The sequence below is a fragment of the Vreelandella andesensis genome, assembly GCF_003989795.1.
GTDB lineage: Bacteria > Pseudomonadota > Gammaproteobacteria > Pseudomonadales > Halomonadaceae > Vreelandella > Vreelandella andesensis.
This window is the reverse complement of record NZ_RZHG01000002.1, coordinates 85,071-97,655: the sequence shown is the minus strand read 5'-3', so window position 1 is coordinate 97,655 and position 12,585 is coordinate 85,071. Positions and strand designations below refer to the sequence as shown.

Annotated in this window: 12 protein-coding genes; 6 read left to right on the top strand and 6 right to left on the bottom strand. The window is 51.6% G+C overall.

Translation table 11 applies throughout. From position 1 onward, the window contains the following. Window positions 1-13: 13 nt before the first annotated feature. Genes nudC through ELY33_RS01085 form a run of 4 tightly spaced genes read right to left on the bottom strand, consistent with a single transcriptional unit; the run spans window position 14 to window position 2,795 of the window. Window positions 14-793 carry an NAD(+) diphosphatase gene (gene nudC, locus ELY33_RS01100; RefSeq protein WP_126942659.1) on the bottom strand — a complete coding sequence of 260 codons (780 nt, stop codon included), beginning with the start codon at window positions 791-793 and terminating at the stop codon, window positions 14-16. Continuing rightward, window positions 786-1,538, bottom strand: coding sequence for a DNA polymerase III subunit epsilon (dnaQ, locus tag ELY33_RS01095; protein WP_126942656.1), 753 nt, complete (start codon window positions 1,536-1,538; stop codon window positions 786-788). Before dnaQ ends, nudC begins: the two co-directional genes overlap by 8 nt. Continuing rightward, window positions 1,526-2,005, bottom strand: coding sequence for a ribonuclease HI (rnhA, locus tag ELY33_RS01090; protein WP_126942653.1), 480 nt, complete (start codon window positions 2,003-2,005; stop codon window positions 1,526-1,528). The genes dnaQ and rnhA overlap by 13 nt, the downstream gene beginning before the upstream one ends. After that, window positions 1,998-2,795: a class I SAM-dependent methyltransferase gene (locus ELY33_RS01085; RefSeq protein WP_126942650.1), complete on the bottom strand. Its 798-nt coding sequence runs from the start codon at window positions 2,793-2,795 to the stop codon at window positions 1,998-2,000. Before ELY33_RS01085 ends, rnhA begins: the two co-directional genes overlap by 8 nt. A gap of 110 nt (window positions 2,796-2,905) precedes the next feature. Here ELY33_RS01085 and gloB point away from each other — a divergent pair, with 110 nt between their 5' ends. The 6 genes from gloB to ELY33_RS01055 all read left to right on the top strand — a co-directional run bounded on the left by gloB (window position 2,906) and on the right by ELY33_RS01055 (window position 10,836). Next, a complete protein-coding gene (gene gloB / locus ELY33_RS01080) occupies window positions 2,906-3,673 on the top strand; it encodes a hydroxyacylglutathione hydrolase (protein WP_126942647.1) in 768 nt (255 codons plus the stop codon). Between the two features lie 28 nt (window positions 3,674-3,701). Then, the gene (locus tag ELY33_RS01075) at window positions 3,702-4,907 is read left to right on the top strand and encodes a transglycosylase SLT domain-containing protein (protein WP_126942644.1); all 1,206 of its coding nucleotides are present in this window, start codon (window positions 3,702-3,704) and stop codon (window positions 4,905-4,907) included. Between the two features lie 238 nt (window positions 4,908-5,145). Beyond that, the gene (locus tag ELY33_RS01070; RefSeq protein ID WP_126942641.1) at window positions 5,146-7,026 is read left to right on the top strand and encodes an extracellular solute-binding protein; all 1,881 of its coding nucleotides are present in this window, start codon (window positions 5,146-5,148) and stop codon (window positions 7,024-7,026) included. 69 nt (window positions 7,027-7,095) lie between these two features. Next, the gene (locus tag ELY33_RS01065) at window positions 7,096-8,169 is read left to right on the top strand and encodes a microcin C ABC transporter permease YejB (protein WP_126942638.1); all 1,074 of its coding nucleotides are present in this window, start codon (window positions 7,096-7,098) and stop codon (window positions 8,167-8,169) included. Between the two features lie 2 nt (window positions 8,170-8,171). Continuing rightward, entirely contained in the window at window positions 8,172-9,245 is a 1,074-nt protein-coding gene (locus ELY33_RS01060; RefSeq protein WP_126942635.1) for an ABC transporter permease, read from the top strand. Further along, window positions 9,238-10,836: an ABC transporter ATP-binding protein gene (locus tag ELY33_RS01055; protein ID WP_126942632.1), complete on the top strand. Its 1,599-nt coding sequence runs from the start codon at window positions 9,238-9,240 to the stop codon at window positions 10,834-10,836. The genes ELY33_RS01060 and ELY33_RS01055 overlap by 8 nt, the downstream gene beginning before the upstream one ends. A gap of 170 nt (window positions 10,837-11,006) precedes the next feature. On the opposite strand, the gene ELY33_RS01050 is transcribed toward ELY33_RS01055, so the two are convergent. Both ELY33_RS01050 and ELY33_RS01045 read right to left on the bottom strand, forming a co-directional pair. Further along, window positions 11,007-11,711: a pseudouridine synthase gene (locus ELY33_RS01050; protein WP_126942629.1), complete on the bottom strand. Its 705-nt coding sequence runs from the start codon at window positions 11,709-11,711 to the stop codon at window positions 11,007-11,009. After that, window positions 11,711-12,526: an amidohydrolase gene (locus ELY33_RS01045; protein ID WP_126942626.1), complete on the bottom strand. Its 816-nt coding sequence runs from the start codon at window positions 12,524-12,526 to the stop codon at window positions 11,711-11,713. The genes ELY33_RS01050 and ELY33_RS01045 overlap by 1 nt, the downstream gene beginning before the upstream one ends. Between the last annotated feature and the right edge of the window lie 59 nt (window positions 12,527-12,585).

Sequence of the window (12,585 nt, the reverse complement as noted above, 5' to 3'; positions counted from 1 at the left end):
CGCTAGCTATTACCTACCGCCAGCGGGCGAGATGCGTTTCGATAAGGTCACGGGAAATTGAGTAAGGGGGTGGCAGCGAAGGTAACTGTCTCGGCGAAAACCAAGCAGCATCGCTGATTTCCACTCCATCAATATGAATACGCCGTGTTGTGGCTTCAGCAAAAAAACCAAACATTAGCGAATGTGGAAATGGCCACGCTTGGCTTTGATGATAACGCAGATTTTCCACATGCACGCCTACCTCTTCGTATATCTCACGATGTACGGCTTCTTCAGCAGACTCCCCAGGCTCAATGAAACCAGCCAGCGTAGAATAGCGACCCGGTGGAAATCTTGGGCTTCGCGCTAACAACATCGCTTCACCGCTGGTCACTAACGTAATAATGCAAGGTGAAATGCGGGGATAGTTTCGGTGCCCGCAAGCATGACAGTGCATCGCAAACTCGGCTTCTAACTTGCTTGCCTTTTCGCCGCAACGCCCACAAAAGCGATGGTTTTCTAACCAAGCGCCTACCTGAAGCGCGGTCGACAGCAGACTAAACCATGAAACCGGTAATTCCCCAAGCCATTGCCGCCCATCAATCCAGCCATCACCTGGCTTACTTTCGACTAACAGCGCCACCGGCTCGTCATGCCAATAGCACAGCGGCTGCATCCGTTCATCCCAAGGCTGTGTCGGCTGTAGTGGCGTTAGCTCGCCGTTATCAGCCAGTGGCGCTGGCGCCAAGTGACTGCGAGACACGCGGATAACTCGACCTTCTCGCGCATAATGAGGTATTTCACGCCTAAGCATTGACACTATTACCCTCGGAGCCATTATCCTCAAACCAACGTAGCTGATGCGCCTGACACTTAGCTTGATGAGCAGCGCGCTCTTCATTACTAGGCTGAATAACCCTAAGTTGGCCTGGCGTAAGCGATAAACGTTGTACGGAAAGACCTTCATTGGCGTGGTTATTTTGCTGCTTGCCTGACGATGCTTCAGCATCCAGCGTCAGTGCTGTTTGTCCGCCCGTCATCGCCAAATAGACGTCGGCCAAGATTTCAGCGTCAAGCAATGCGCCGTGCAGTACGCGATGACCGTTATCAATATCGTAGCGCTTGCATAGCGCATCGAGACTATTTCGTTGACCCGGATGCATCTGGCGGGCCATCACCAACGTATCAAGGATACGGCAATGTTCACTAACAGGGCCCAGTAAGGGTGAACGGCGATGCTGGTTCAGCATGCCAAGCTCGTGATCAATAAACCCCACATCAAAAGGAGCGTTATGAATCACCAGCTCGGCACCTTCAATAAATGCCCAGAAGTCGTCAGCAATATTGGCAAATACCGGTTCGTTCGCTACTTTTGCGTCATCAATACCGTGAACCGCCACCACTTCTGCATCAATATGCCGTTCAGGGTTGATATATTGATGATAGGAGCGCCCCGTAAACCGCCGATTCACCATTTCAACGGCACCAATTTCGACCAATCGATGCCCCTCTTTTGGATCGATGCCAGTCGTCTCCGTATCTAAGATTACTTGGCGCATGCTGCTCTCCTGTTATGCTCATCAATGGCTTCGTTGGCCAACGCATCGGCACGCTCATTGCCAGGGTGCCCACTATGTCCTTTGACCCAATGCCACTCGACACGATGTCGCTGTGTTTCTTCGTGGAGGGTTTTCCAAAGCTCAGCATTTTTGACTGGTTGTTTAGCCGCTGTTTTCCAGCCTCGCTTAATCCAGTTGTGAATCCATTGGGTAATCCCTTGGCGCACATACTGGGAATCAGTCCAAATAGCCACTTCACACGGTTTATTCAAGGTCCGCAGCGCCATAATAGCCGCCATTAATTCCATGCGATTATTAGTAGTATCTGCCTCAAAGCCTTTTAATGTTTTCTCATGCTGCCCGCTCGACAGCACAACTCCCCAGCCGCCTGGCCCTGGATTTCCTCGGCAGGCTCCATCGGTATATACCGTAACGCGAGGCAACTCGTCGGCTGCTTGCTTACTCACCTTCACTATCCTTTTCTAGACGACGTTGACTCGTGGGGTATCGGGCAGAAGCGCTCGTTCGGGTAGCCCCCAACGAAGAGGGAGTGACCGGTGCACGCAACCCAAATTTAAGACGCTCTACCGGCGCATGACGCTGCCGTCGGTGTGCTTGAATCATGTAACTTTCACCCAACGGTAAATTATGCCTTCGGCCCAGTGATTCCCATCGCTCTCTGCAAGTGGTGCTCATCGGCCCCCGAAAACAGCAGTAGTCTACGCGCTCCACCTCAAAATCGACAAACGCCAGCCAGTCGCGCAGACGGTTAGCCGTTCGCCACTGCCCGCTCCAAGGGTAATTTGCCTGTTGTTTTCGCCAACGCTGAGTTAACCCGTTTAACCCAAGGGGATTAAACCCAAAGAGGACTAACACACCGCTATCTGACGTTACTCGAGCAGCTTCTTTCAACGTGTGGTGAGCATCAGGCAAATGCTCTAGCCAATGATGGATCACTACTACCTCTAAACTGCGGTCTGGCAAGGCAAGATGACTTGGCGGGCAAATTAACGTTGAGGAAGACTCGGCCGTTGCTCTCGTCGGTGACCACCGAATGACATGCGGAATGGCTGACATCGTCATCAACGAGGGCCCCATCCCCATCTCTAAACTATGCCCTCCTTTACGTTCTTCAACTAGCGGCCCCAGGCACGCTCGCTGCGTTTCCCATAACGAACGGCCGGTCTCTGTTTGCCAGTACACTTGGCTTTCAGCCATCTGCTGGGCGAGCCGGGTAGCCATTGACGGAGTTGACATGAACAGTGCTTCCCTCCACAGTAAATATTTTTTAACGTTCCTAGCGTTAGCGATGCCGCATGCTAAACGTGAGGATGAACGTCTATTTTTAACTTCAAAGGATCTCGCCCATGATGAGCGTGACACCGATTCCCGCACTTAGCGATAATTACATTTGGCTATTGAGACAAGATACCAGTCAAAGCGTTTGCGTGGTGGATCCCGGTGAAGCAGCGCCTGTTATTGAGCTTCTGGAGCGCGAATCTTTAACGCTTGATACGATTTTAATCACTCACCACCATCACGATCATACTGATGGTCTTGCAGAGTTAATTAAACGCTACTCACCTCATGTTATTGGCCCCCGTAACCCCACCATTGAAGGCATCAATGAACAGGTGGCTCATGGCGATGAAGTACGCGTTATGGGGCGACTTTTCGATGTCATAGAAACGCCAGGACATACGTTAGACCACGTGAGTTACTTCACACCAGGAATTCCTGCGCTACTATTCTGCGGCGACACTCTTTTTTGCGGTGGTTGCGGACGCCTGTTTGAAGGTTCGCCGGAGCAAATGTTGACGTCACTTCGTACGTTAGCGGAACTTCCGGAGGATACGCTGGTCTTTGCAGCTCATGAGTATACGCAAGCTAACCTGACATTTGCTCGTGCTGCAGACCCTGATAACGAAGACGTTAAATATGCATTGCAGGAGTGTGAGAAGGCTCGGGCATTAGACCGACCTACCTTACCCAGCACGATAGGACGCGAGCTGAAAATCAATCCCTACCTGCGCGTAGGCACCGATAGTGTACGCCAGGCAGCAGGTACTCATGGGGCCAATGATGATGATCTCGCCACGTTCTCCACTATACGCGAGTGGAAGAACCGTTTTTAAAAACGCTATCGAGTGAAATGAACCGACTATGACCTATCGAACGATTCGCCAGCGCTTACTGCTAAGCGCTGGAAGCACTGTCATTGTGAGCCTATTTTTGGCCGCAGCGGCCAGCTCTCAGGCCTCTACTATTGAAGCACAACAAGCCAACGTCGCGCACAGTGGCGCGTCTGCTTCGCCTAGTTTCCGCCCCAATGCCTTTCAGCACCACTTTTGGGAAGCATTAGAACTGCAACCTCAAGATGCCTGGAGCACCCTACGTGACAGCTTTCAGTGGCAAGAGAAAAATCTACCCGCTGATGTTCAAGCACGAATTGATGAGTGGATAGAGCATTACCGTTCCAGCCCGCAGAATATTGTCGCTATTACCGAACGAGCGACGCCCTGGCTTGCCTGGATTACTCAGCAAGTTAGTGAACGCGGCCTTCCTGGTGAAATCGCACTAATTCCGTTTGTCGAAAGCTCGTTCGATACAAATGCTCTAAGTCATCGCGGGGCCGCTGGTCTTTGGCAATTTATGCCGCGTACAGGGGATGCATTAGGCCTTGTTCGCAACGGCAACTATGACGGTCGTTTAGACGTTGTAACGTCTACGGCGGCGGCGCTTGATTATTTAGAAATGCAAGCTGATGAGTGGTATGAAGGCGACTTGATGCTTTCGCTTGCCGCTTACAACGCAGGTGCTGGCACCGTTAATCGAGCACAACGCCAAGCACTAAGCCAAGGCCTTACAAGTGACTACTGGGCACTGTCACTGCCTCGCGAAACGATGCATTACGTCCCAAAGCTTAAAGCGATTGCGACGATTATCAACGATCCCGAGAAATACGGCGTTGCTCTTCCCGATATTCATCCTGACCCTGCTTTTGCCAAAGTTCAGCTAGAACAGCCGGTTAGCCTGGCACAGGCCTCACAGCTTCTCAATGTCAGCCATTCCGCGCTGGCCGAGCTAAACCCTGGCCTTTTGAATGGCAGCCTCGACCCACGCAGCGCACAGACATTACTTGTGCCTGAAGAAGTTGACACTCAGGTGTTAGCTCAGCTTTCGCTATCAACCAGTACTGCATTAGCATCCGCCAGCACACCTGATATTCACCGCGTTGAAAGCGGCGATAATCTTTCGGTGATTGCAGCGCGTTACAATGTTGCTCAGCAGGATTTAATCAGATGGAATGCCATCGAACGCCCCGAGGCATTGCAGCCAGGCCAACTGCTGTCTCTCTCAGGACGCTGAAATGGGGAATCTAACCGGGGTTTTGTTAACTAGATTTAAAACGTCGTCTTTGTTAGTTCTTAGCTGCTAGGTCTCGGTTACTATATTGCAGTTACTGTGTTGCAGTTACCTTATCGCGGTTACCTTATCGCGATTACTGTATGGCAGTTAGTGTGACAGACTCAGTACCGTGATTCAGTAATGTGTTTCAGATACCGATCCACAGCTATTAAGCCTTCGTTGCTACAGGAAGTTACCAATGCCGCGCGGTGTGTTGTTTACTAAAGTGCTTTTGTTAACCAGCGGTTTGCTGCTCAGCCTGTCGCTATTGGCTTCTGAAAACGTCTCCGAAATTAACACCTCTGCTCCCGTTGAGACCGTACACGGGCTATCTCTTTACAACAGCCCAGCACTACCTTCAGATTTTGCCTATTTCCCTCATGTTAATCCGTCTGCACCTAAAGGTGGCACGATTACCCATACCGCTGTGGGCGGCAGTTTCGATTCAACTAATCCGTTTATCATTCGCGGCACACCGGTTACCGGTATTTTTCAGATTTACGACTCGCTGATGGCAAGCAACCCCGGCGAACCGTTTAGTTTGTACGGGCTATTGGCAGAAGGCGTACGTTTGGACCCGGAACGCCGATGGATAGAGTTCGACTTGCGCCCAGAAGCCCGCTTTCAAGATGGTGAGCCAGTAACGGCCTATGACGTGGTGTTTTCGCTAAACCTGCTACGTGAAGAAGGCAACCCTTTCTACGCAAGCTACTACGCTGGTGTCGAACGCGTTGTTGCTTTGAACGATCATCAGGTGCGTTTTGAGTTTAACGACACTGAATCACGCGAACTGCCACTGATTGTTGCCCAGCTACCCATCTTACCTCGCCACTACTGGGAGGCCCGCGACTTTGCCTCCCCAACCTTGGATGCACATCCAGGATCAGGGCCGTATCGTATTAGTGTGGTAGATCCAGGGCGGCGAATTGTCTATCAACGCGATGACAATTATTGGGGTAAGAATTTGCCCGTCAATGTTGGACGCTACAATATCGACCGTGTCGTTTATGAATATTACCGCGACCGCGATATTGCCTGGGAAGCCTTTAAAGCTGGCCTAACCGACTTCAGAACCGATGCACGTGCTGCTACGTGGGCCATTGGCTATGATAATTTCCCAGCTTATCGTGATGGGCTAATCAATCGAATTACAGTGCCCGATGTTAACCCCTCTATGATGCAAGCGTTTGTCTTCAACTTACGCAAAGATAAGTTTCAGGATCCAAGGGTACGAGAAGCGCTGAGCCTTACCTTCAATTTCCCTTGGCTCAACACCAATATTTTCTATGACACTTACCAGCGCACGGAAAGTTTTTTTCAAAACTCTGAGATGGAAGCCGTCGGCACGCCATCTCAAGAAGAGCTTGCGCTGCTCGAACCCTTTCGCGAAGAACTCATTAGTTCCCATCAATCAGAACGGTTATTCACCGACCCGTTGCCCATTGAGCACCCAACCGAGCTGCGTGAGCGACTGCGACTCGCACTTGACTTGCTGCGTGACGCTGGCTACCGCGTTGAAGAGGGTGTGCTGGTGCATGGTGAGACGGGGCGACCGTTAAGCTTAGAAGTACTGCTTTATGACTCGGGTCTGGAGCGCGTTGTACAGCCCATGCTGCGTAATATGGCGCGTCTTGGGGTACAAACATCGCTTCGCATTGTTGATATTAATCAATATCTTAACCGAGTACGCAGCTACGATTACGACATGGTCATCAGCCACTTCCCACAATCTAACAACCCTGGCAATGAACAACGCGATTACTGGACCAGCGCTGCCGCAGAGGCGCCACAAAGCCGCAATCGTATGTCCCTTGCCCACCCGGCGGTTGATGCTCTAGTGGAACAGCTCATTCGTGCCGACAATCGTGAGACGCTGGATACTATTGCACAAGCGCTTGATCGGGTGCTGCGCTGGGGCTTTTATGTTATTCCTCACTATCATTCCGGCGAGACAAGGATTGCTGTGTGGGATAAATTTGGCTACCCAGAGCCGTTTCCAGCTTATGCCATGGATTTAGATGCGTGGTGGGTAAACACCGAACGTGAAGCAGAGCTGCAAGGCCGTCATCGGCGTCGCTGAATTAACAAACATAGTTATAACGGCTTACCAGCACTAACTTTTGGCCCCTAATTAATCATGGAGCGCGCTGTGGCACGCTATACCTTACGCCGACTGCTACTGATGATCCCGACATTGTTCGGCATCATGCTGCTTAACTTCATGATCGTTCAAGCTGCTCCCGGCGGCCCCATTGACCAAATGCTGGCCCGCTTTGAGGGGGCCGATGCCATGGCAAGCACACGCCTGGATATGGGTGGCGCAGATGTTCAAGTTAGCGATGATTCTCGGGGTGCGCGCGGAATTGATCCACGCTTTATCGAGCAGTTAGAACAGCAGTTTGGTTTTGACAAACCCGCTCACGAGCGATTTATCGGCATGATGGCGGATTATCTTACCTTTGATTTTGGCACTAGTTTTTTTCGTGATCGTCCGGTTATTGAACTAATGGTCGAACGTTTGCCCGTGTCTATTTCACTTGGTTTGTGGACAACGCTACTGGTCTATCTCATTTCGATTCCTTTAGGCATTAGCAAGGCGCTACGACACGGATCTCGCTTTGATGTCTGGACCTCGGGCCTGGTGATCGTCGGTTATGCGATCCCCGGCTTTTTGTTTGCCATTCTGCTTATTGTTGTGTTTGCCGGCGGTACTTATTTGGATTGGTTTCCTCTACGCGGCTTAACCTCACCAGATTTCTCCGAGCTATCGACATGGGGCAAAATTAAAGACTACTTCTGGCACATCACTCTACCGGTACTGGCTGCCGCGATTGGCAGTTTCGCGACGCTCACCATGCTGACTAAGAACAGCTTTTTGGATGAAATTCATAAACAGTATGTGCTGACAGCCCGAGCCAAAGGAGCCGATGAACAGCGCATTTTGTATGGTCATGTGTTCCGCAACGCAATGCTAATTATTATTGCTGGCTTGCCCTCGGCGATGATCGGCATTTTCTTTACCGGTGCCCTGCTCATCGAGGTGATTTTCTCCCTGGATGGCCTTGGCTTATTGGGCTTTGAGGCGGTAATGCAGCGGGACTACCCAGTCATTTTTGGAACGCTATTTCTTTACACAGTGATCGGGCTACTGCTAAAGCTAGTATCCGACTTGACCTATGTGTGGGTTGACCCGCGCATTGATTTTGCGTCGAGGGAGTCATAACCATGGCATTTATTAGCTCACGTCTCTCGCCGATTACGCTGCGCCGCCTAGCCGCATTTAAAGCCAATCGTCGAGCTCGGGTATCGCTGTGGCTATTTGGCGTCCTGTTTATTGTCAGCTTATTTGCTGAACTCATCGCCAACGATAAGCCTCTCGTGATGAACTACGACGGTCAGTGGTATGTACCGCTGCTGGTCGATTATCCAGAAACCGAATTCGGTGGTTTCTTACCTACCCGCACCGACTATCTCGACCCCTTTGTCCAACAGCAAATCAGCGATAACGGGTGGGCACTTTGGCCGATTATTCCCTATTCCTACCAAACCCTCGATATGCTGATGACTCAACCTTCGCCGGCACCCCCAGATAGCCGCCACTGGCTAGGTACAGATGATCAAGGGCGTGACGTGATGGCACGTGTGATTTACGGATTTCGTTTATCCGTTGCCTTTGCATTAGTGCTGACTGCAGGCTCTTTGGTGCTAGGCGTTCTTGTAGGCGGTGTACAGGGTTACTTTGGCGGTAAGGTAGACCTCATCGGCCAACGGTTCACCGAAATCTGGTCTGGGTTGCCAGTACTGTTTTTGCTGATCATTTTAGCCAGTTTCGTGCAGCCGGGCTTCTGGTGGTTATTGGGGATCATGTTGCTGTTTTCGTGGCTTGGGTTAGTGGATATTGTGCGCGCTGAGTTTTTACGTGCGCGTAATCTTGAGTACGTTCGTGCAGCCAAGGCGATGGGGCTGCCTTCTCGGTTGATTATGTGGCGGCACGTGTTACCTAACGCCATGGTAGCCACTCTGACATTCATCCCCTTCTTGTTTACGGGTGCTATTGGTACGCTCACCGCGCTGGATTTTTTAGGCTTTGGCCTGCCGCCTGGCGCGCCCTCACTTGGCGAACTAGCGGCGCAGGGCAAAAACAACCTGCACGCACCATGGTTAGGCATCACTGCGTTTATGACCCTCGCCATTATGCTTTCACTGCTGGTATTCATTGGTGAAGGACTGCGTGACGCCTTTGACCCACGCCATGTGAAGCAGCATCTGTCACCCGCCCAGGAAACCAAGCATGCCTAATAACGCGAGCAACGCTAAGCCACTACTGCGCTTGAACGAGTTTTCGGTTTCCTTTAATGGCAACGTAGTTGTCGATTCGCTTTCGCTTACCGTCAATGCAGGTGAAACACTGGCGATCGTAGGGGAATCTGGCTCTGGCAAATCTGTTTCGGCACTAGGCGCAATTGATCTACTCCCGGACAATGCCGCCGTAAGCGGCCAACGCTGGTTAGAGGAGACCAACCTCAATCAGCTAGGCAAGCGCGATTGGAATGGCATCCGCGGCAATCGTGTAGGGTTTATTTTTCAAGAGCCCATGACGTCGCTCAATCCACTGCACCGCATTGGAAAGCAGATAGGCGAAACCTTGCGCTTACACCAAGGCCTTAGTGGACAAGCGGCACGCACCCGGGCCAAAGCGCTCTTAGAACAAGTCAAACTGCCGCGCCCTGATGAACTGCTTGACGCTTGGCCACATCAACTTTCTGGCGGTCAGCGCCAGCGGGTAATGATTGCCATGGCCATTGCCAATAATCCGGCACTGTTGATTGCCGATGAGCCTACCACCGCACTCGACGTGACCGTCCAGCAAGAGATTTTGGCCCTGCTGAAGGAACTGCGTGATCAACATGGTATGGGCGTGCTGTTTATCAGCCACGACTTAAATTTAGTACGCCGTCATGCAGACCGTGTTTGTGTCATGTATCAGGGGAAAATTCAGGAAACCGGTAGCGTGGCCGATGTGTTTGACAATCCTCAAAGCGATTACACAAAAGCACTTATTGCCGCCGAACCAGAGGGCCGCCCTGCGCCACCTGCCGATATCACGCCCCTCTTAACCACACGCCAGCTTAGCGTGAGCTTCAAGCGACCGAGAACTGGCCTTTTTCAGCGCCAGCCGCCTGCGTTTGAGGCACTCAAGGCCACTGACCTTACTATCGCCCCTGGCGAAACCCTGGGCATTGTTGGTGAATCAGGTTCTGGAAAAACGACGCTGGCGTCAGCGATCATGCGGTTAGTCGCTAGCCAAGGTGAGGTGACACTGGGTAAGGCCACGTTAAGCCAGCTCTCTGGCGACGCGCTTAGACGCCAGCGTCACCGGCTGCAAATGGTCTTTCAAGACCCTTACGGGGCGCTTTCTCCGCGCATGCCGGTGTTTGATATTATTAGTGAAGGCCTGCGGTTTCATTACCCCAATTTGAGCAATGAAGAAGTCACCGAGCGTGTGCATCGCACGCTGCGGGAAGTCGACTTACCGGAAAGCTGTGCTGCCCGTTATCCTCATGAGTTTTCGGGAGGACAACGCCAGCGCATCGCCGTAGCGCGGGCAATTATCCTAGAACCGGAATTATTGGTACTGGATGAGCCTACTTCGGCATTAGACCGTACGGTGCAAAAACAGTTGGTTACGCTGCTGCGCGAACTTCAAGCACGCCGCCAACTAAGTTATCTCTTTATCAGCCACGACCTTGCCGTGGTGCGTGCTATGGCGCATCGCGTTATGGTGCTAAAAGATGGCGACGTGGTCGAACAAGGGAATTGCTTGGAAGTCCTCGCTGCCCCACAGCATCACTATACCAAGGCACTGATAGAAGCTGCTCATTTGCACTAATCTGCTCAACTCTATGTTTCTCTATTTCGTTTTCAAAGTTGAGTAAACTTTAGTTTATACAATAAAGATAACGGTATAACGTTTTCATCACGCATAGAAACGCCCCAGCCTTGACACAACCGTGCTTAGACTGGAGCGTGTTATATCAACAACAATGACGCTATGGGTGTTTAAAAGCTGGCAATTTCTTCTGGCGTTAGCTCCCGCCACTCGCCAGGTGCTAGATCATCCGTCAGGACTACATCGCCAATCGAACGGCGATGCAGGGCATTAACGTGATTACCTAGCGCGACAAACATGCGCTTTACTTGGTGATAGCGCCCTTCGGTAATCGTCAATTCCGCTTGCTGGGGGGTAATGAACCTTAGCAAGGCGGGTTGAGTTAAGGTCTCTTCACCATCGAGCAGTAGCCCTTGCGCCACTTGATTAATCGCCCACTGGGCAGCGTCACCTTCCATAGGTTCCGCTAAGTCTGCGATATACACTTTTGCACAGCGATGACGTGGAGAGGTAACACGGTGAGACCATTGGCCATCATCGGTCAGCAACAGCAACCCCGTAGTATCAACATCCAGGCGCCCTACCGGCTGCAGCCGCTCTACTTTAGGAAGATCAATTAAATCAATCACCCTTGGGTAGAGCCCACGGCGGGCGGTGCACTCTACTTCCAGCGGCTTATGCATCATCAGGTAACGCAACCCAACTAGCGCAAGCATTTCGCCGTTGAGTTTCACCTCATCGTTCTGGGTATCAACTTGCGTCGCTGATTGTTTAATGGGCTCGCCGTTCAGGGTCACTTCGCCATTTTTGAGCGCACGCTTCGCTAAGCTGCGAGTCAACGGGGTTGTTTCACTTAAAAAGCGATCAAGGCGCATTATTGGCCCACTCCTGGCAGTAACGTAAAGCGATCGGCGTCTTGCCAGGCAGGAAATTTTTCACGAAAAGCATCTAGGTCCGTTTTATCTAGCGTCCCCGTCTCGATAAACGGGGAGTTTGCAGGATGGTCGATCAGCGGTTCCCCTTTGAAATCGACCAGCATAGAGTCGCCGCTATAGGCGAGCCCTTTGGCATCTTCACCGACGCGGTTTACACCCACTACGTAAACTAAGTTTTCTACGGCACGCGCTTGTAACAGCGTGCGCCATGGGTGCCGCCGGGGTGCAGGCCAGTTCGCCACACACAGCATCGCATCATACTCGAAATGCTCGCCTTCTGCTGGCTGCTGGCGCATCCAAACCGGAAACCTCAGGTCGTAACATACGCTCAACAGCAGCTTGAAGCCTTTCAGTTCAACAATTTTCCGGCCGTTGCCCATACCGTAGCGTTCATGCTCTCCGGCCATACGAAATAAATGGCGCTTGTCATAGTACTGCACATCACCTTCCGGGGTAGCCCAGACCATACGGTTGTAGTATTGCCCGTCATCAACAATCGCCACGCTACCGGTCATTACACAGCCTCTTGCCTTTGCCTGGGCCTGCAGCCAGGCAACGCTCTGGCTCGCGGCCATGGGCTGGGCCATTTCCCGTGAATTCATGGTAAAGCCAGTGGCAAACATCTCTGGCAATACAATTAAATCGGTATCGTGGCTATCTAATTCCCCTAACAGCCGTTCAAGATGCGCATGGTTGGCCTGAGGATCTTCCCAGCGCAAATCGCACTGTACTAAGCTCGTTTTCAGTTGACTCATGCCATGTCTCCTTTGCATCAGTGTGTTCGTCAATAGTGTGCTAGATTAACATTTTTAAT